Annotated in this window: 14 protein-coding genes; 4 read left to right on the top strand and 10 right to left on the bottom strand. The window is 66.7% G+C overall.

All coding sequences use genetic code 11. The features are described 5' to 3' along the window. Positions 1-2: 2 nt before the first annotated feature. The 7 genes from NU1_RS07720 to asnB all read right to left on the bottom strand — a co-directional run bounded on the left by NU1_RS07720 (position 3) and on the right by asnB (position 11,694). On the bottom strand, positions 3-2,561 hold the full coding sequence (locus NU1_RS07720) for an Hsp70 family protein (RefSeq protein ID WP_067518850.1): 2,559 nt from the start codon (positions 2,559-2,561) through the stop codon (positions 3-5). 70 nt (positions 2,562-2,631) lie between these two features. Then, entirely contained in the window at positions 2,632-3,081 is a 450-nt protein-coding gene (locus tag NU1_RS07715) for a hypothetical protein (RefSeq protein ID WP_067518848.1), read from the bottom strand. A gap of 19 nt (positions 3,082-3,100) precedes the next feature. Further along, positions 3,101-5,692, bottom strand: coding sequence for a hypothetical protein (locus NU1_RS07710; RefSeq protein WP_157552034.1), 2,592 nt, complete (start codon positions 5,690-5,692; stop codon positions 3,101-3,103). A 269-nt stretch (positions 5,693-5,961) separates the two neighbouring features. Then, positions 5,962-7,269: a HAMP domain-containing sensor histidine kinase gene (locus NU1_RS07705; protein WP_067518844.1), complete on the bottom strand. Its 1,308-nt coding sequence runs from the start codon at positions 7,267-7,269 to the stop codon at positions 5,962-5,964. Then, the gene (locus NU1_RS07700; RefSeq protein WP_067518842.1) at positions 7,269-7,991 is read right to left on the bottom strand and encodes a response regulator transcription factor; all 723 of its coding nucleotides are present in this window, start codon (positions 7,989-7,991) and stop codon (positions 7,269-7,271) included. Before NU1_RS07700 ends, NU1_RS07705 begins: the two co-directional genes overlap by 1 nt. Before the next feature lie 13 nt (positions 7,992-8,004). Beyond that, positions 8,005-9,495 carry an alpha/beta fold hydrolase gene (locus NU1_RS07695; RefSeq protein WP_067518840.1) on the bottom strand — a complete coding sequence of 497 codons (1,491 nt, stop codon included), beginning with the start codon at positions 9,493-9,495 and terminating at the stop codon, positions 8,005-8,007. A 171-nt stretch (positions 9,496-9,666) separates the two neighbouring features. Further along, positions 9,667-11,694: an asparagine synthase (glutamine-hydrolyzing) gene (asnB, locus tag NU1_RS07690; protein ID WP_067518838.1), complete on the bottom strand. Its 2,028-nt coding sequence runs from the start codon at positions 11,692-11,694 to the stop codon at positions 9,667-9,669. A 452-nt stretch (positions 11,695-12,146) separates the two neighbouring features. On the opposite strand from asnB, the gene ctaC reads away from it, so the two are divergent. From ctaC to NU1_RS07675, 3 genes are all read left to right on the top strand, one after another. After that, entirely contained in the window at positions 12,147-13,148 is a 1,002-nt protein-coding gene (ctaC, locus tag NU1_RS07685) for an aa3-type cytochrome oxidase subunit II (RefSeq protein ID WP_067518836.1), read from the top strand. A gap of 13 nt (positions 13,149-13,161) precedes the next feature. Next, entirely contained in the window at positions 13,162-13,578 is a 417-nt protein-coding gene (locus tag NU1_RS07680; protein ID WP_067518834.1) for a cytochrome c oxidase subunit 4, read from the top strand. 119 nt (positions 13,579-13,697) lie between these two features. Next, on the top strand, positions 13,698-14,225 hold the full coding sequence (locus tag NU1_RS07675) for a hypothetical protein (protein ID WP_067518832.1): 528 nt from the start codon (positions 13,698-13,700) through the stop codon (positions 14,223-14,225). 84 nt (positions 14,226-14,309) lie between these two features. Here NU1_RS07675 and NU1_RS07670 read toward each other — a convergent pair whose 3' ends face one another. From NU1_RS07670 to NU1_RS07660, 3 genes are all read right to left on the bottom strand, one after another. After that, positions 14,310-15,122, bottom strand: coding sequence for an SDR family NAD(P)-dependent oxidoreductase (locus tag NU1_RS07670; protein ID WP_067518830.1), 813 nt, complete (start codon positions 15,120-15,122; stop codon positions 14,310-14,312). Positions 15,123-15,246: 124 nt separating this feature from the next. Continuing rightward, positions 15,247-16,506 carry an FAD-binding oxidoreductase gene (locus tag NU1_RS07665; protein ID WP_067518827.1) on the bottom strand — a complete coding sequence of 420 codons (1,260 nt, stop codon included), beginning with the start codon at positions 16,504-16,506 and terminating at the stop codon, positions 15,247-15,249. 56 nt (positions 16,507-16,562) lie between these two features. After that, complete coding sequence (locus NU1_RS07660) at positions 16,563-18,125, bottom strand: alkaline phosphatase D family protein (RefSeq protein ID WP_067518825.1); 1,563 nt, start codon at positions 18,123-18,125, stop codon at positions 16,563-16,565. A 209-nt stretch (positions 18,126-18,334) separates the two neighbouring features. Here NU1_RS07660 and NU1_RS07655 point away from each other — a divergent pair, with 209 nt between their 5' ends. Further along, positions 18,335-19,801, top strand: coding sequence for an HNH endonuclease signature motif containing protein (locus NU1_RS07655; protein ID WP_067518823.1), 1,467 nt, complete (start codon positions 18,335-18,337; stop codon positions 19,799-19,801). Positions 19,802-20,099: the final 298 nt, after the last annotated feature.

Here is a 20,099-nt window from a genome sequence, read left to right as displayed (position 1 = left end):
TGCTACTGCGACCTTCGCATTCCGGCTTCCCGGCCCCAGCTGGCTACCCGGCGGACCAGGGGTTCGAGGCGTTCGTGGTAGATATTGCGGAATTGCTCAGGGGCCGAAGCGCGTTCGCCGTCCACCTGGTCCACGGACAGGGCGATGACCGCGAGCTCGGCAAGGAAATCCTCACGCTGGCGAGGGAGTTTCGATACATCCTCCGGCTCCAGACGGGGGTCCATCCGCAGCTCGTCGTGCTTGCGCCGGATCTCGGTATCGGTGGCATCGATGCGTTCGCGCAGCCAGTGGCGCAGTACCGTCGGCGTCTGCTGCATGATGACGATTTCCCGAATAGACGGAATCTGGAGTACCTCCTGGCGCAGGTCCGCCAGTTTCTCGTTGACGCGCGGCCAGGCCACGAAGTCGCCCGCGTCGTAGGCGGTGCGGCCCTGGATCTCCAGTTCGTCGAGGCGCAACCGGTAGGGCGGCGCGCCGGCCGGATCGGTGCGCTGAATCAACAGGATGACATCGCCGATTTCGTTCACATGCCGCTCGAATTCGGTGAGCGGTGGTTCCAGGTAGTCGTCGGGGCCACGGCTGCTGAGTAGGCCCTGCAGGATGGTTTCGGCCTCCAGTAGCAGGTGGTGGGCCTTGGCCTGATCCTGGGTGCGTGCGACGAGGGCATCGAGTTGGGTGAGGCGGTGCTCGATTTCGGGTGCGGCCTTACTGGCTTCGGTGTGGTGGACCTCGCGGCGAATCTGCGACCATCCGGCGCGCACCGCGGTTGCCCGCGCGCGGATCTGCTCCCACGCGGCCACCTCGCGCACCGGAATCTCGATCACGGCCGTCGCGGAGCGATCCAGGTGCGGGATGCGGACCGAGGCGTGAATGGTCCAGCCCGCGGCGAATTCCAGGGTGAGTTCGACGGTCGCACCCGGATCCATCCGGTCGGGGAGATCGCGAATCCGGACGGTGCCGATGGGAATCCAACCCTCGTACAGCCGTACCGCGAGAGTACTACCGCGAGTGGCGGTTTCCAGGCGCTGATACACGCGGTGCGGAATCTTGGTGCCCGCCTTGGCGACTCGGCACAGCTGCCGGTCCAGCAGTTCCACCGAGAAGTCGTGGGCGAGGATATCCCCGGCCAGATCGGGCACGGCGGGGCCGGATCGGGCACGGATACCCAGGCGTTCGGCGGCGATCTCCGCCGCGTCGGCGAAAACGCGAATGGTGAATTCGCCGGTGCCGAGCGGCACTTCGATGAAGAGGAAGGTGCCGTCGTCGGTAATCGGTTCGCGCAGCCGGGTGCCATCGCTCGACTCGACCTCCACGACAATGTCGCCCTCGGTGCGATCGGGCAGTACCCGCCCGGCGATATCGACGAATTCGCCGTCCGGGAGCAGGTTCTCCAGTTCCAGCACCTTGCCACGGGTGGCGAGATTCGCGGCCTTCAATGCCGCGCCGACCGCCACCACCAGTTCCGGATGGAACAGGCGCGGAGTCAGACCGAACCTCTCGCGCAGCAGGTCGGTGACGAGGGGGATGCGGGAGGAGCCGCCGACCAGGACGATTTCGTCGAGTTCCGCGGCCGTGACCCGGGCCTTGTCCAGCGCCTCGGCGCAATGGTCGATGGTGCCCCGGATATGTTCGGCGATCATGGCGTCGAATTCCGGGCGCGACAGCGGCAGATTGATACTCATGGGCATCCCGGTCCGGTCCTCGAGATCGTCGCTGATGATCTCGGTCTCGGTATCGCGGGAGAGTTCGTGTTTGGCGGACTCGGCCAGCGCCAGCAGTCGGGCGACGCGTTCGGCGTCGGCGGGATCACCGGGTTGGAAGCGCAGGTCGTAGACGGGCAGCTGCGTGACGACCCAGTCCACGATGGCCTGGTCGAAGTCGTAGCCGCCGAGGTAGCGGTCGCCGTCGAAGGAGCGGCTGTGGAAACCCTCCCGCGGATCCCACGACACCACGGAGGTATCGAAGGTGCCGCCGCCGAGGTCGTAGATGAGGAAGCGGCGGCCGGGGGCGTCCGGATCGGTGGTCTGACCGTTCTCGTACATATGCGCCAGCGCGGCCGCCACCGGCTCCATAAGGGTTTCGGCGACCTCCAAACCGGCTTCCGCGCCCGCCTGGGTGGTTTGGGTCTTGGCGCTGGTCTCGAAGTAGGCGGGGACCGTGATGACGGCGCGGTCGATGGGCGCGCCGAGGGTCTGCTCGGCATTGGCCTTGAGGTGGCGCAGCAGCAGCACCGAGGCCTGTAGCGGAGTGAGGGTGGCATGTCCCGCCGTCACGGGCTGATCGGTGCCCATATTGCGTTTGAAGAACATGGCGGGCGGTGAACCGGGCTGGCGCGCTTTGCGTTTGGCGCGCGCGCCGACCAGCGGGGTGCCGTCCGGGGTGATCCATACCGCCGAAGGTGTGGTGAGGGACAGGTCCGGATTGGCGACAATGAGCGCGCTGCCGAACTCGCGCAGCCGCCGCTGCTTTATCAGCTCGTCACGGTGCGGGATATCGGCATCGGCGGGTACGGCCACACAGCAGTTCGTGGTGCCGAGATCGATACCGGCGACGATGCTCATACTGTCTCCTTCAGGCATGATCGGGGGCTCCGCGTGGTTCCGCGAGCTGCCCGCTTCGAGCCATGACCGCTCATGCCGTGGGCTCCTCGGCGCTCGGCGCGGGAGCGATGGGATCGGGCACCAGCGCCGGGAGCGCACCGAGCTCGAGCCAGTCGGTATTCGGCTGCGGCGCGGCGTCGCTCGGGGATGCGGTGGCGCTCGCGGCGGCCAGCGCGCGGCTCAGTTCCAGCAGTTCGGTCAGGGCGGCGAGGTCGACACCCTCCGGTTCCGGCCGGTGGGTGAGTAGTTCGGCGGCCAGCCGGGTGCTCGCGGTGGTCAGCTGCTCCTCAGCGGCATTGATCTGCGCGACGCTCAATGGCGTACCGAACAGGGGGAATCGGCTGGCGTCGTAGGAGATTCGCTTGCGGCGCGCCGAAATGCGGGTGCGCGCCGCCGCGCGATCGGCGGTGGGGTCGAGGTCGAGCACCTGAAAGGCCGTCTCGTAGTACGGGTTTCGCCCGGTCCATGCCCAGGGGTTCACGCTGCCGCTCCGATTCTCATTACAGGAAGCCCACGAATTGGCCCGATGCGGCACGCTGTAGCCGTCCGGCGTCCACCAGCAGCTGGCGGGCCTGATCGTACGGCGCGAGGTCGGGCAGGCCCAGGGTGATGGCGCTGTGGAAATGGGTTGCCGCCGTGCGGAATCCCGACCGATCGGCGAAGGGGTTCTGCCGGTACTCGGTATGGGTCGACATCAATTGGCAGGCGCCCAGCCAGAATTCGTACCGCCCCAGTTTGGCGGCGAAGGCGGCATGGTCGGGATGGTCGTAGGTGGGTCGGCCCCGGGCGGCGAGTAGGCGGTCGGTCACCCGCAGTGTCGCCCGGATCGGTTCCACCACCTCCGCGATACGTTCCAGTACGGGGCGGGCGCTCGACCAGCTGTCCCCGCTCTGACGCGTGCCCTCGATATGCTCGATACCCACATCCAGCATCAGCTCGGCCAGCGGGATATTGTCACCGTCGATGGCCGTCCAGGCCCGCGCCTCGTCCATGGCGCGGTCGAGTTCGCTTTCGCGAATGAGACGGCGGATCTGCGCACCCGCCTCCCGGGATATCCTGGTCCGCGCGTGGTCGACATATTCGGCGGCGAACGGGGCCGCGCGAATGAGATCGAGATGTGCTCGCGCCCTGGCTGATTGGTCCCGGTGCAGCTCCAGCACCCGGGTGATGTGCGGTTCGAGGAGTCGCGTCGGCAGTTCGGCGCGGGCCTCGTCCACCGCGCCGGAGATGTCATCGGCGGTGGCGTCGGGCATGACCGCGGTCAGGTGCGTACGCAGCTGCTCCCAGAAGATCGGCTCACCGTGCAGCCGCGCCCAGTAGCCGAGCGCGGCCCGCCAGTGTTCGAAAGCGCCGTCGTCGCCGTTGATTTCGAGCCGATAGGCCAGGGCGTGTGTACTGATCGCGAGATGGTGCAGGCCGCGAGCGGTGCCACCGGTCTCCGCGTCGAGCTCCCGCCACAGCCGCAGCGCCCGGGGTGTGGTCGGATGAGTCTGCCCGTCAACGCTCAGCGCGGCGAAGGCGAGGCGGTCGAAGGGGCGATCGAGCCCAGCCGGGGCATCGGGCCCGGCCGCGCCGCCCGAGCTCTGCGGGGGAGTGGCCTCCGCACCGCGCTCGGGGATGCGGCCGGGAGCGGCGGTGTCGTCGCGCGTGGCGTCGGATTCGGCGTCCGCCCCCTCGAGCCCGGCGGTGAGCTCCGAGATCCGGGCGGCACTCTCGCGCAGGCGGGCAGCCTCATCGTCTGTGGCCGAATTCAGCAGATTATTGGCCTCGTCGAGCAGGGTGCGCGTCTGGTCCGGTCGCGAGAGCAGCGCTGCCCGAGCGGCTTTCGCCAGCACCAGGCCGGCCGCCGCATTACGCAGTGCGTCGAGTTCGCCACCGGATTCCCCCGGCGCGGCCGCGATCAGCTCGGGCAACAGCGCTGGAGCACCGCGCGATGCCGCGGTCAGCACCGTCGCGGGAGCGACGAGTGAGCGTGTCGGCCAGTCCCGGCCGTGCCGGGCCAGCAGGGCCCGCGCCGCGTCCGCGATCGCCTGATCGTCGCCATCGAGCGCACCGAGGACGAGGCGGGCATTGATCGCCGAATCGTCCCCGCCCACCGCGGCATCCTCGAGTGTGCGACGGGCCGATTCCTGGTCGCCCTGACGCAGCAGATCGAGCGCGCTCAACAAGGTCACCGTCGACTGGAAGTGCTGGTCGGCACCGCGATCGGCATCGCGCAGGTGGTTGCCCACCGAAGCGCCCCGCAGCACCGCCGCCGCGGCCAGCACCAGGTGCCGATACCCGCTCGGCGTCCCCGGCCCCTTCAGCCTGTCCTCGCTGGTCGCACCACCCAGCAGCCGGTGGTAGGCCCCGATGTCGTGCAGCCGCGCCAACCGGTCCTCGATTCCCGTGCCGCCGAAGCGATCCGCGACCTCGTACCGGTGCGCCGCGACCGACTCCTCCCCGCGCTCCGCCGCCAGATCACCCAGCAGACAGAACCAATCCGCGCGATTGGCCGGGCCGAGCGCGTACAGCAGCTGCCATACCGGCGAACTCGCGGTACCGAACTCGTACTTCTCGAATTGCTCATCCACCATCCGAATGAGCTGTGCGCGCAGCAGCGTACGGAATTCCGGCGACACCTCGGCATCCTCGGCGCGCACCGCCGTGCTCATCCACCCGGCGAGTCCGCCTGCCTGCGTGAGCAATCCGATCGCTGGGCCCCAGGTCGCGGCAAAGGTATCGGCATCCGGTCGGCGCATCCAGCGCCCGAAAACACTGCGCGACACACTTTCGTCGATATCGCCTCGCCACGACACATCCGCCAGTACACGCAACGCGTCGTCCGGAAACTCGACGGCCGCGGCCGCGAGTCTCGCCTGCAACCCACTCGAGTTGCGGCTCAGCTCGAAATCCTCGATCTTGCCGAGGAATTCACGAATGGTGTCCAGTACCGCCCGAGCCCGCTCCCGGGCGTCGGCCACTGCGTCGGTGCGCTCCAGCGCGCCCCGGAATCCCTGCTCCACCTGCTGCGCCTCCCACACTCGCGGCGCCGATCGAATCTCCGGTACCGCATTCTCCCGGTCGTCGCCCCCCGACCGTCGCCAAATCACCCTGCGACTCCTGCTCAGCGGCCTGGAACAGCGCGTACCCGCCAATCGGGGGATCGCCGCTTCGAATCCCCCGGCGCAACCGTACCGCGCGGGGCACCGATAGGAAGCCCGAAAATTCCGGGTCCAATCCCGTCGCGTCGAGAATGGTGGGAGCGAAACCCGTCATTCCGGCATGCGTTCGGCCGGGATCCACCTTTGTTCAGTAGTGGATCCCGGCCAAAAGCATGCCGGGATGACGGGGGGTGGCAGGCGACATCGGGTGGAGAATCTCAGTCGGCGGCCGATCCGGGCAGCCTGAATCCGACCACCGCACCGCCATCGGGATGGTTATCTGCGTGGACCTGCCCACCGTGCGCCGCGACAATGTCGTGCACGATGGCGAGGCCGAGCCCGGATCCGGGGGTGGCGCGGGTGCGGTCGGCGCGATAGAAGCGGTCGAAGACGGCGGCGCGGTCGGTGTCGGCAATGCCTGGACCGTGGTCACGCACGGTCAATTCCGTGTGCTGGACCGTGATTTCGATCGGACCGTCCGCACTGAACTTGATGGCATTGTCGACGAGATTGTCGAGACAGCGGGCCAGCGCGCGTGGGCGGGCGGGCACGATCGCCGCATTGTCGATGGTGACCCCGATGGTGCGCCCGGAGCGGCGGCGGAAGCGCTGAGCGGTATCGCGCGCCAGATCGGCGAGATCGAGGGGGACCGGTGCTTCGGTGGCGTACTGGTCGGTGGCGAGATCGACCAGCTCCCCGACCAATTCGTCGAGGGCCTTGGCCTCCTGGACCAGCGTCGCCAGCACCTTGGTCTCGTCCCCGGGAGCCAACCGCCCCTGGGCGCGTTGCAGCAATTCCGCGCTCCCGAGCACCGAGGTGAGCGGGGTGCGCAGTTCGTGACCGGCGTCCTCGGCCAGCCGCTGCTGCTGGGCGCGCGAAAAACGCAGGGCCGCAAGCATGGTGTTGAAACTGCGGGTGAGCTCGCCCACCTCGCCGCGGTGCGAGTCCGGCAGTGCGGTCGACAGGTCCTCGGTGGTGGCTATCCGGTCGGTGGCGTGGACCAGGCGGCGAATGGGGCGCAGCACGCGGCCGATGGCGAGCCAGCAGATCAGCGCCGCCGCAACGAGCGCGGCGGCGGTAATCCACACGGTGCGCAGGAGGAATTCGCGGTCGATGCGTTCGGCCTCCGCGTAATTCTGGCTCACCATGACCGCACCGCCGCCCGGGCGGCCCTTGGTGAGAATGCCGTAGCCGACGCCGTCGATCTCTAGTTCGGTCACCCGCACGCCGGATCCGGCGCGGGCGACGGCGCGGTCGGCCTCGGTGACCGGCAGGGGTTCGCGGCCCGGCTCCAGGGCGCGGACGGTGCCGTCGGCCAGCAGCAGCTGTTCGGTCATATCGGAGCGCGGAGGTAGCGGGGCATCGGCCGCCAGCACGGCGAGCACCGTATCCGCGCGATCGGCCAGGCCCCGGTCGAGCTGGTCGGCGACCACCGGCACCACGGTGCGATACGACGTCACGACGGTGACCAGGATGGCGACGGCCGCCGCGGTGACGGCGACGAGAGTGACTCTGATGCGCAGCATTACGCGGACTTGATGGTGTAGCCGACATTGCGGACGGTGTGAATGAGCCGCGGCTCGCCGCCCTCCTCGGATTTGCGGCGCAGATAGCCGATATAGACATCCAGCGAGCGAGATTCGGTATCGAAGTCGAAGCCCCAGATGTGCTCGTAGATCCGGCTTCTGGTGAGCACAATGCGTTCATTGCGCATGAGCAGTTCCAGGACGTCGAATTCGGTTCTGGTCAGATCGAGTTCGCGGGCGCCGCGTCGCACCTCGCGGGTCGCCGGATCCAGGGTCAGATCCCCGACGGCCAGGAGCGTGTGCTCCTCGGTATCGGGCGCGCTGCGCCGCAGTAGCGCGCGCAGCCGGGCGAGGAGTTCCTCGGTCGCGAACGGCTTGGACAGGAAGTCGTCGGCCCCCGCATCGAGTCCGGCGACCCGATCGCCGACCTGGTGCCGCGCGGTGAGCACCAGGATCGGCAATCGGTCGCCACGTCGCCGCAGCAGTCGACACAGCGACAATCCGTCCAGTTCCGGCATCACCACATCCACCACCGCCATATCCGGGCGATCCCGTTCGAGCAGCTCCAGGGCATCGAGCCCATTCGCGGCCAGCAGCACTCGATAGCCCTCGAAACGCAGCAGCTGATCGAGGGTGCTGCGCACATTCGGATCGTCCTCGACGACGAGTACGGCGGCGGTGGTGGTCACGGCATCATTGTTGCCCTGCGGTGATGCGGTCATCTCAGGGGTCGTCTCAGTTCGTGACCGGGGTCACCGCGATCGGCGGAACCGACGCGACGCAGTCGGTGGCACCCGGATCGCCGGTGCGCAGGAATCGGGTAATGATTCCGGCGACACAGCCGGTCGGCTCCATATCCGGGACATGACCGGTATTGGGGACCGAGACGAAGGTGGCGTGCGGGAATCGCGCGGCGGCGAGCAGACCATTGGCGTCCGGGGTAATGGCGTCGAGATCGCCGGAGAGCACCAGTACCGGCACATCGGGCAGGGCGGTGGTCACCTGGTGCGGACGGACCAGATCGTGGCCGGGCCAGCGGATACAGGCGTCACCGCCGTCGCGCTGCGCGCCCGAGAATCCGGCCGCGCTGAAAGCGCCGACGTCACCGGCCCGATCGAGAGCCGCGCGGTACTGCTGTTCGCGTTGCGGCACAGTGGCATCGGTCGACCACAGTGTCGGATAGTCATTGCAGGCCACCGTCAGGTACAGATCGATGTTCTCGTAGGGTTCGGGTGCGCCCGCCGCCGTGGCCCACTCCCGCAGCGGAATGTCATTGCCGCGCACCGCCGCACGCAGCACCGCGGGCAGAGTGCCCAGCAGTGTCTCGCTCGCCGGGTCGGCTCCGACACCGCTGGTCCCGGTCTCGAACAGCAGATTGCCGAACTTGTCCTCGGTGAGCGTCATCGGATGCGGGCCGTCGATGGCCAGCGGCGCGGTGCGCAGCCGGGCATTGACGGTTCGCAGATCCGAGACGGCGGCCTCACCGTCACAAGCCCCACTGCGTTCGCAGATCCGCCGCAGCGCATCCGACAGCGCCTCGGCATTGGGCCGCTGCATCGAATCCATATCCGGCGGATACGCCCCGGACAAGACGATCGACTGCACGGTTTCCGGATGGCGCTGCGCGTAGATGGGCATCAGGTAGGTGCCGTAGGAGATTCCGTACAGCACCAACTTCGGAATCTCGAGGCGCTCGCGCACCGCGTTGAAGTCGTCGGCGGTGGCCGCCGAGGTGTACCCCGTCACCTTCTCGCCGAGCTGCTCCCCGCACCGAGCCACCATGGCCCGCTGTGCTTCCCGCGTCCCCAACTGGTAGTCGCGTTCGGACGCGCCACAATCCAGCGCATCCGATACACCCGTCCCGCGCGGATCGATGAGCAGCAGATCGTGGTCGTCGAGAATTCCGGTACTCAACATGTGCACCGCCTCCGCGGCATGGGAGATGAGCGGCACACCCGGCCCACCCGGATTGGGTGCGATGACACCGGCCGCGGGCTCCGACACCCGCGCCCGTTTCACCCACGCGTACCCGACATCGACCACACCCAGCTCCGGCTTGCCCGCCACCAGCGGCCGGGCCACCGTCCCGCATTCCACCTGATGCCCGGCCACGGTCGGACACCAGGCGGGCGCGGCAGCGGTGCGCTCCTGCACACAGGCAGGCACACTCACCGCCACCGCGGCGGCCGTCAGCACACCCATCGCCGCCCGCACACTCCAACGCATTTCGACCCTCTTTCGCCACAGCGCCTCTCGTCCCGAGGCAACGAAATCGATCCTGGGTCGCGCACGTCAGAGCCCGGCGAAAGGAACGGCAAAGGTATGTAAGAAACGTGCGGGGCCCGAAACGCCGAAGAGCCCCCTGCCGGAGCAGGGGGCTCTGTCGACGGGGTGCTCCTACAGGGAGACGGGGTACACCGGCTCCTGGATCTCCGGCTTGATGCGGTGCTCCACGAAAATGCCGTGCCAGATCATGAACACCAGCAGGGTCCACAGGCGGCGGCTGTGGTCGGAGGTACCCGCGCGGTGGGCCTCGAGCATCGCCTTGATCGCCGCCTTGTCGAGCAGGTGATCGGTCTGCGAATCCGCGATCTGCTGGTGCGCCCAGTCGAAGAGTTCCGGGCCGCGCAGCCAATGGCGCAGCGGGACCGGGAAACCGAGCTTGGCGCGGTGCAGGACGTGCGGCGGCACAATGCCGTCCAGGGCCTGGCGCAGCGCGTACTTGGTGGTGTCCTTGGTGATCTTCTGCTCGACGGGGATCTTCTCCGCGACCTTGAACACCTCGGGGTCGAGGAACGGGACGCGCAGCTCCAGGGAATTGGCCATGGTCATCTTGTCGGCCTTGACCAGGATATCGCCGCGCAGCCAGGTGAACAGGTCCAGATGCTGCATGCGCGCCACCGGATCCCAATCCGCGCCCTGCATGGCCCAGATGGGGTCGGTGACATCGCGATGGGTCCACTGCGGACGGAAATCGCGCAGTACCGACCGCAATTGGGCGTCGTTGAAGCTGCGGGCATTGCCGTAGTAGCGGTCTTCCATGGTCAACGAGCCGCGATGCAGCAGGCTCTTGCCGCGGGTGCCGTCCGGAATCCGCTCGGAGAGCTTGCCCGCGAGTCGGCGAACCGGCTTCGGGAGGTATTCGAAGGGCTTGAGCGACAGCGGTTCCCGATAGATGGTGTAGCCACCGAAGAGCTCGTCGGCACCCTCGCCGGAAAGCACCACCTTGACGTGCTTGCGGGCCTCCTTGGCCACGAAGTACAGCGGCACCAGCGCCGGGTCGGCCACGGGCTCGTCGAGGTACCAGACGATTTCGGGGATGGCGTTGGCGAAATCCTCGGGCGTCACCGTGCGGATGTAATGCTTCGCGCCGATCGCCGCGGCGGTCTCGGCGGCCACATCGGCCTCGGAGTAACCCTTGCGCTCGAATGCCGAGGTGAAGGTGAGCAGATTCGGGTTGTGCCGAATGGCCAGGGCCGCGATGGCGGTGGAGTCGATACCGCCGGAGAGGAAGGAGCCGACGGTGACATCCGCGCGCATATGCTTGGCCACGGAATCTTCCAGGGCCTCGGCGATTTCGCGGTACCGGTATTCGGCGGTATTGGGCCGCTGCGCCGCCGGACGCGGGCGGGTGGTCGGCGTGTACGCCGTCACCTCATCCGACTTCGAGAACGGCACCACCTGGAACCGCGGATCGAAATACCGGGTGATGCGCGGGGCCTGACCCGGCTCCACCCAGGCGAAGCAGCCGGATTCCAGCCGACGGATGTCTTTGTGCAGCGTCTCCGGCTCGGGCACATACTGCAGCACCGTGTAGTGCTCCAACGCCCGCGGATCCAGTGCGTCGGTCAGACCCAGCTGGGGGAGCAGCTCGAGGATGCTCTTCTTCTCCGAGCTGAACGCCGTCCCGCCCGATCCGGTCGCCAGGTACAGCGGCTTGATACCGAACGGATCGCGGGCCACGAAGAGCTTGCGCGTTTCGGTGTCCCAGATGGCGAAGGCGAACATGCCGCGCAACCGGTTCGCGGCCGCCGCGCCCCAGTAGTGGAAGGCCGCCGCGATGGTCTCGGTATCGCCCTCGGTCGTGAACATGGGCTCGGAGCCGAACTCGGTGCCGTGCTCGGCCTGCAATTCCGCACGCAACTCGAGATAGTTGTAGATCTCGCCATTGAAGGTCATGGCGTAGCGCTGCCGGTTCTCCGGCGGCCCCCAGCGCAGCGGCTGATGCGAATGTTCGATATCGATGATCGACAGGCGGTTGAAGCCGAAGATCATGTGCTCGTCGTGCCAGGTGCCGCGCTCATCGGGCCCGCGGTGGCGCTGACAGATGAGCGCCTCGTGCAGTTGCGCCGCGAGCGCCTCCTGGGCCTTCCCCTCCGAGCCGTCGGAAGTGTCAACAGTCAGAAATCCGAGCAGTCCACACACTGCGACGAAAACCTCGCTTCGGGAGTCGGGGGGTACCGCACCCCGGGACCGAGGTGGGATAGCGAAACTCAGTGTCCGAGTATGCCGCACGCGCCGCGCCCACGCCGCGAGAGGCTGTAAACACTGGTCGCCGGGTCGCACGCCGATCGCAACGTTCCTGTCGGAGTGTCGAATGCGACCCCGTCACAATGCGACCACCGGTTTGGTCTACGCTGCGTAGTACTCGGGAACTCCCGGGGTTCGCCGTGCGTTGCGCGATTCCCGTGGGAGCTCCCAAACGTGCTGAATATGTGTCGTCCGGCGGAAGGGTGTCCGGGCGACGCCGTGTCGAATAGACGACCAGGAAGGCGTTGAGCGTGGCGCACAAGACGAGCGAAGCGATAGGGGCACGACCCGCCCAGGGTCGGCAGGGCCGCATCCTTCGACGGGCCGGGCTGGCGGTGTCCTTGGGGATGACCGCGATGCTCGTCTCCGGCTGCTCGATCGATAACCCGTGGCTCCGGTTCGGCTGGCCCTCGGGTGTCACGCCGCAGGCCACCAAGATGCGTGAGCTGTGGACTTGGTCCGTTGTCGCCGCATTGGCGATGGGCGTGCTGGTGTGGGGTCTGACCTTCTGGACCATCATCTTCCACCGGAAGAAGAAGGACTCCCCGGAGTTCCCGCGCCAGACCGGCTACAACGTGCCGCTGGAGCTGACCTACACGGCGATCCCGTTCGTGATCATCGCGGTGCTGTTCTACTTCACCGTGGTGGTGCAGAACTACGTGCACGAGAAGGTCGACAATCCCGATGTCGTCGTCGACGTGACCGCTTTCCAGTGGAACTGGAAGTTCGGTTACCAGAAGATCGACTTCAAGGACGGCGGTCTGCAGTGGGACGGCGTCGATCAAGAGCGCCAGGGGATGAACGCCTCCATTCAGAAGGAGTGCCTCGAGCGTAAGAACGAAGAGGGCCACGCGCAGCCGTGCCCGAACAACGGCCTGCCGTCCAATGACATCTCCTACCTGAACTACGACAAGGTGGAGACCGTCGGCACCTCGGAAGAGATTCCGGTGCTGGTGTTGCCGACCGGCAAGGTCATCGAGTTCCAGCTGGCCGCGGCCGACGTGATCCACGCCTTCTGGGTGCCGGAGTTCCTGTTCAAGCGGGACGTTATGCCGAACCCGAAGGCGAACAACTCCGATAACGTCTTCCAGATCTCCGAGATCGAGAAGGAAGGCGCGTTCGTCGGCCGCTGCGCGGAAATGTGCGGCACCTTCCACTCGATGATGAACTTCGAGGTCCGGGCGGTGACGCCGGAGAACTTCGAGAAGTATCTGAAGGCACGCGAGGCGGGTAAGACCAACGCCGAGGCGCTGGCCGATATCGGCGAGTCGCCGGTCGCAGTGACCACCAAGCCCTTCAACACCGATCGGTCGGCCCGTGGTGAGGGCCTCACCGAAGCCGCCAAGTGAGGACTGAACTGACATGAAGGTCGAAGCTCGCATCTTCGAACTGATCACGATCTTCTTCGTGCTCGTGGGCATCACGTACGGGTACTTCACGGCCCAGTCGCGCACCGGCATCGAGTGGGCGGGCACCACCGCCATCGTGCTGTCGGCGGGTCTGTCGCTGATCGTGGGCACCTACTTCCGGTTCGTGGCCCGCCGCCTGGATCTGCGTCCCGAGGACTTCGAGGACGCCGAGATCGCCGATGGTGCGGGCGACCTGGGCTTCTTCTCGCCCGGTTCGTTCTGGCCCATTACCCTCGCCGCGGCGGGTTCGGTCACCGCCCTCGGGTTCGCGTTCTTCCAGCTGTGGCTGATCGCGGTCGGTGTGGTGGCGATCCTCATCGCCTCCGCTGGTCTGGTCTTCGAGTACCACCTCGGCCCCGAGAAGCACTGAGTCGGGCAAAGGGCTCATAACGCTCTGAACTGCACCGTAAGCGCCCCATCCGGTCTCCGGATGGGGCGCTTTGCGTTACCGTCAGCTGTCATTCGAACGATCAACGAGGAAAGGGCGGGATGAAGCTTCGTAATTCCACGCTGGCGCTGCCAGCCCTTGGTGCGCTGTTCATCGGTATCGCGACGACCGGTATGAGTCTCGGTACGGCGCAAGCGGGTTCGATTACCGGCTCCTGCGAGGGTGGGCATGTGCAGTTCATGTCGTCCACCCCCATCTCATTGGAGCCCACGGAGGTGGAGGCGCGCCTCGACGGTGATCTGCACACCTGCCAGGGCACCCCGACCAAGGAGGTCGGCTGGTCGACCGATTTCGTCGGCGAGGCGAGCTGCCTGGGCGTCAAGGGTGATATGGACGCGCAGTTCCACTGGGGCGGAGGCGAGACGAGCCGGGTCACCGGTCCGTTCACGCTGAACGGGTACGCGGCTCCGGCGACGAATACGCTGAACATCGTGGAGGGGCCGGGTAAGGGGGGCACGGTGGTCATCACCACCGGACCGATCGAGAAGGCCGGTGGCACCGTGACGACCTGCGTCGACGGGCCGCTGAAGAATGTCGGAATGCCGGTCACGGGTGCGCAATTCACGTGAGCCGGTAGGGCGCTGATCTCGATATGAAAGGCGGGGTGCTCCGGGAGCACCCCGCCTTCCCCTCATCCGGTGCTATCGAAGGCGCTACATGCCGAAGGCGTGCATCAACCGGCTGGTGGAACGGGGCGCGACACCCGCGAGCCCGCGCAGGGTGCGGGAGAAACGGGGTTCCACCCGGTTGGGGCGGGTGCGAATGGCGTTGTCGATCCAGCGGGCGGCTTCGGCCGGGACGGAGATCGGATGCTCGGCGTCGAAGGTGTCGGCGTCGGAGCCCACGCGGAAGGCCGGATACTGCACCGAGGTGACACTGATACCGCGTTCGGACAGTTCGGCGTCGGCGCATTCGCCGAAGGTGGTCCACGCGGCCTGTGAGCTGGCATAGGACGCGAAATTCGGGGCGGCACCGGTGGCGAGGCTCCACGGGCCCACATTGACCACATGGCCGGAGCCGCCCGCGAGCATGGCGGGAATCAGGCCGAGGGTGAGGCGCAGCGGGCCGAAATAGTTGGTGGCCATCATGCGCTGATAGTCGCGAAACTTGTCCAGCGACTGGAGAACCGGGCGCCGCAGTGGTCGGCCCGCATTATTGACCAGGACATCGACCCGGTCGAATTCGGTGGTCACCCATTCGACGAGTTGATCCACGTCGCCGAGGGCGGCGATATCGCAGCGGTGCCAGCGGGCGAGGCCCCCGGCCTGGACGATGGAGTTGCAGTCGGAGACCAGCAGGTCCCCGCGGCGCGCCACCAGCAGGACTTCGGCCCCCTGCAGGGCTAGTAGTCGGGCGGTGGCACGGCCGATATCGGAGCAGGCGTCGGTGATGACGATCCGTTTACCTGCAATGGTCTCGGTGGTGGAGGTGACGGCGCGGCGGCGCTCATGGCGGAATTCGTTCATGGGTCAGGCAACCTTCATCTGGTCAACGAGCTGAACCATGCACCGACACCCCGCCGACAGTGTCGATACCGGTCGCACCCCTCAGGTCTGCTACCTGATAGCTGGGGGTGCGGCGGAACACATTCTAATCGGTGGGGTCATAACGCCGGGCGCGTTCGGCGACGCAGATCTCGTCGATTCCGGAAACAATGTCCCGCAACATTTCCGAGGGCAGTGCGGCCGGGCGCAGGCGGCAGGTGAAGGTGATGAACCCGTGGTCCTCGCCGTCGAGTTCGCGCAGGTAGGGGGAGCGCACGCCATAGGTCATAGCGGAGATGACGGTGAATGCGCCGGTGCGTTCGCGGTGGCCGTTGAAGAGGTCGTGCAGGCCGTGGAAGACCCGCGTATAGGTCGACATCGGGGCGAAAACCGATATGCGATAGGCCGGTCCGCGCTCCGAGGAGCTGATGACGGTATCGGCCAGGAACTCGGCATCGCGCAGCGTCAGCACCTTCGGAGCGAACATGAGCGCACCCGCGGCGGCGTAGCGCACGGGCATACCGGCGCGGCCGCCCGCCGAAGAGGCGATGGCGCCCAGGGATTTTCGGGCCCGCGCACCGACCTCACGGCGGGCTCGCAGCGAGCCGGTGGGGGTGGTGGGGTGCAGGCTCGACCACTGGCCGAATCGCATGGTGCCCAATTTGACCTGGCCGGTGCCGACCGGCCGCGACACCCGCAGCGGCGCGGTATCCACCCAGCGGCCGACCTGGAGCACGGCATCGCCCGGACGCTGAATCTCATGCACCGACTGCTCGACAAAGGTGTCGAAGTCGAGGAACCGATGGGCGTCGGTGGTGAGCCAGGTGCGATCCTTGTCGACCTCCCGCACCTGGAGGGTGAGCGCGGTGATAATGCCGGTACGCCCGCCACCACCGACTATGCGGCGGAACCGCTCGACATTGTGGGTGCGCCCGCAGGTGCCGAAACGTCCGTCCTGGTCGACGTATTCGAGTTCGACGACATTGTCGCTGAACATGCCGAACCGGTGCGAGGCCGAACTCAGCCCGCCCACCGCCGCGAATCCGCCCGCGGTGATTTCGCGGTGGTCGCCGACAATCGGCAGCCCGAGCCCGTGCGCGCCGAGGGTGCGGTCGATATCCGACAGCCGCGCCCCCGCCTGCACCCGCACGGTTCGGGCATCGGCGTCGACAACCTGGACGCGGTTCATTTGTCGCATGGACAGCACCGCGCCCTGCTCCGGCAGCGCCAAATCGTCTTCCGGCAGCTCGCCACCCCGGATGATCAGCGGTTTTGTCGTGGCGCGCGAATCCCGAACCGTGCGAACCACATCCGCGGTATCGCGAGGCAGGAATTCTTCTCCGAGGGTGGTGAGGGTCGTGCTCATGGCGCTACAGCTAACCACAGATCCGCCGGATTGTGTCCCCCTGTCGCGGTGGCCGATCAGCGGGCGGGAGAAAGCCGTTGCGTGAACAGGATTTTCCCGCTCGCATCGCAGAGGTTGACGGTGAGCTCACGGGAGCGCCCGTCGATGGTGACCTCGCCGAAATGCTGGAACTCGCCGTCGAGCGGGGAGGTGTTCTGCGTGGGCGGCGCGTGCACGAATACCGCCTCCGGTCCGAAGGTTCCATCCAGCTCGTTCGGGCCGAACGCCCCGGCGTTGAGGGGGCCCGAGACGAACTCCCAGAACTCGTCGAAATCGGTGAAGGCGGCGCGGGCGGGTGAATAGTGGTGGGCGGCCGTGTAATGCACATCGGCTGTCAACCACACGACGCCGGACACCTTGTCGGCCTTGATGGATGAGAGCACCGTGGCAATCTCGATCTCCCGGCCCGACGGCGCGCCCGGATCCGAGTTGGCCACACCCTCGTAGGCGGTGCGATCCTTCTGCTCGCCGTCCTTGACGATCAGACCCAGCGGCAGATCGTTCGCGACGATCTTCCAGGTGGCCTTGGAGTCACGCAGACCTTCGGTGAGCCACCGGGTTTGGGCCGCGCCGAGGATGCGGCCGTCGGCCCGGGTGTTCTCGTCGTTGGTGTCCTTGTAGGTGCGCATATCGAGAACGAAGACATCGAGCAGTGGTCCGTAGGAGATCTTGCGGTAGAGGCGGCCGTCCACGGCTTCGGCGGGATCCACCGGCATCCACTCGTGGAACGCCTGCCAGGACCGGGTGGCGAGGATATCCATATTGCGCTCGGTGTACCCCTTGGATTCCGGCACCAGACTGCCCGGGGACCAATTGTTGACCGTCTCGTGGTCATCCCACTGCACCAGCTGCGCTACCGAGGAATTGAAGCGGAGATAGTTCTCGTCGGTCAGGTTGTAGGCGTAGTTGCCCCGGAATTGGTCGAGGGTCTGCGCGACAGCGGATTTCGCCTCGGAGATGGTATTGCGCCAGACGCGGCCGTCGGGAAGCGTGACCGACTCCCGCAGCGGGTTGTCGGCGTAGATGGAGTCGCCCGAATGCAGGAACAGATGCGGATCGCGAGCGGCCATGGCGGAGAAGATCTTCATACCGCCGAGATCGGGGTTGCTGCCGTAGCCCTGGCCCACCACGTCGCCGGACCAGAGCAGCTTGATATCGGCCGCGGACGTGGGGGCGGTTCGGAAGATTCCGGTGAAGGGTTCCGAGGTCGCGCCGTTATCGCCTTCGAGGGTGACGCGATAGTGGACCTGCTGGCCGGGTGGCAGACCGACTACACGGAGGCGGCCGGTGCCGTCGGTATCCGGGGTGAGTAGGGGGCCTTCGAATCGCTTTGGGTCGTTGAAGGATTCGGTGGCCGCGGTTTCGACTATGAGTTTGGCCGGGATGTCCGAGCGAGCCCAGATCAGCGCGCCGTCCGTGCGGGGGTCGCCCACAGCCGCGCCGTGGGTAAGTTTCGGGCGGTCTGTCAGGAGAGCCGGGGTGTTGCTCGAGGAGCAGGCGGCGAGGGTGGGGGTGGCGACGAGTCCTAGGGCGGTGGTGCGTAGGAGCGTGCGTCGGGTGAAGCCGAGGTTCGGGGCCATGGGGGGACCTTCCCGGAGTTGTCCCAACGGATTGTGAACTGCGGCTGAAGAGAGTTGAAAGAATATTGCGTGGTTGCGTCGGGGCCGTCCGTATCAGGACAGAATTCGAGACGAATACATTCAGGAAACGGACAAATCGAATCTGAAGATATGCAGGTCAGATGCGTTATCGCCTTATGCTGCAATGGAATTCGCGATAAAATGGAGTTATGACTCGAGGTGAGGGAACGCGGGAGCGGGATGCGGTCGACGACTTTGTCGCGGCGGTTGATCGGCTACTGGAATACTCCTTTACCCGATCGTCGGATTCACGGTTTATCGAGCAATTGCGCGCGATCGAAACCGGGATGCGGAAACTTGCTGTCGTACAACATCGCGAGGTCGTGGAAACCGCCAACCGGTCGCTGTGGGAGGCGGTCGGAGTCAAGACCACCCACCGATTCCTGCGGGAGACATTGAACCTGTCCAAGGCCGACGCCTCGGCCCGACTGCGCGCGGCACGGCAGCTCGGGCGGTTGCTGTCCGCGACCGGCGTCGAGTTGCCGCCGAGGCTGCCGCGCACCGCTGATGCGCAGACGACCGGCGAGATCTCCGCCGACCATGCCCGCGTCATCATGAACGTGATGGATCGCGTCCCCGCCGACACCCCTGACGACCGGCGTGAAGCCGCCGAGGACCAGCTCGTCGAAGCCGCGCGCACGTGCACGCCCGATGGGGTCCGGCAGGTCGGACATATGGTTCTGGGCTATCTCGACCCCGATGGCACCCTGACCAATGACGCCGACCGGCACCGCCGCCGCACCCTGACCGTGAGCAAGCAGGGCGTGGACGGCATGTCCGAGGCCACGCTGACCCTCGACCCGGCCGGGCGCGCCCTCCTCGATGTCGTTCTCGCCAAGTGGGGTCGGCCCGGCATGTGCAATCCCGACGACCCGCAGAGCCCTGCCATCGCGGCCGAGTCCTTCGACAAGAAGCTCATGGAGGCCGCCGCGTCACGCGATCGCCGTGATGCCGGGCAGCGGAACTACGACGCGTTGATGGCTTTTCTGCGTGCGGGTGGTCCGGAGAAGCTCGGTGAGCACCGCGGCCTGCCGGTGACGGTCATTCTGACCATGACCTTGGCGGAGGTGGAGCAGGCGGCCGGAGTCGCGACCACCGCATCCGGTGGCACGATGTCGGTCACCGAGGCATTGCGGTTGGCCGAGGGCGCGCATCCGCTGCTGATGATCTTCGACCACCGGGGGAAACCCCTCCACCTGGGTGATGGGGAGCGCCTCGCGACCAAGTGGCAGCGGTTGGGGCGCATTGCGTTCGACCGCGGCTGTACCCGGCCCGGGTGTGACGCTCCGCCGACAATGTGCCAGATGCATCATGTGCTCGGGTGGGCGCAGAACGGCCCGACCGATATCGACAATCTCACCCTGGTGTGCGATCACTGTCACGGGCTGATCACCGGGACGGCCAGTGGGTGGGAGACCGAGATACTCGGCGATGATTCCCCTCTTCCCGGGCGCACGGGGTGGCGGGCTCCGGCTCACGTCGACCCGGCTGGATTGCTGCGCACGAATGCGTTGCATCACACGGGTGAACTTCTTGGTCAGGCGCAGGCGCGTATTCAGTTGCGTAATGCGCGTGCGGCGCGTCAGCTGCGCGGGCGGCGGAGTCAGACCGTCTGATCGGCGTGGTTGTGGTGGACATTGCGGGTGGGTGTGTCTGTTCTCGGGGCCTACGTAGCCAGGTTGGGAGCGGAGCCTGCGGTTCCAGCTGGGTGCCGGAGGAAGATGAACCGATAGTGTGGTCGACTCGTCTGCCGTCCCCGACCTGAGTCCCCCACTCAGGCGCGGATTCTCACGTTCCTGAGCATTGACCGATCGTTGTCCCGTCCCGAGAACAAGACATAAGAGATAAAGAAAGTCTCTTTCGCTTCTTCGTTCTTGGTCTCGAGAATCGGACAACGGTCCGCTGCCAGGCTGG

This window comes from Nocardia uniformis NBRC 13702 (assembly GCF_001613345.1).
Lineage (GTDB): Bacteria > Actinomycetota > Actinomycetes > Mycobacteriales > Mycobacteriaceae > Nocardia > Nocardia uniformis.
The sequence above is the reverse complement of the archived record's forward strand: the minus strand, read 5'-3'. Positions and strand labels throughout refer to the sequence as shown.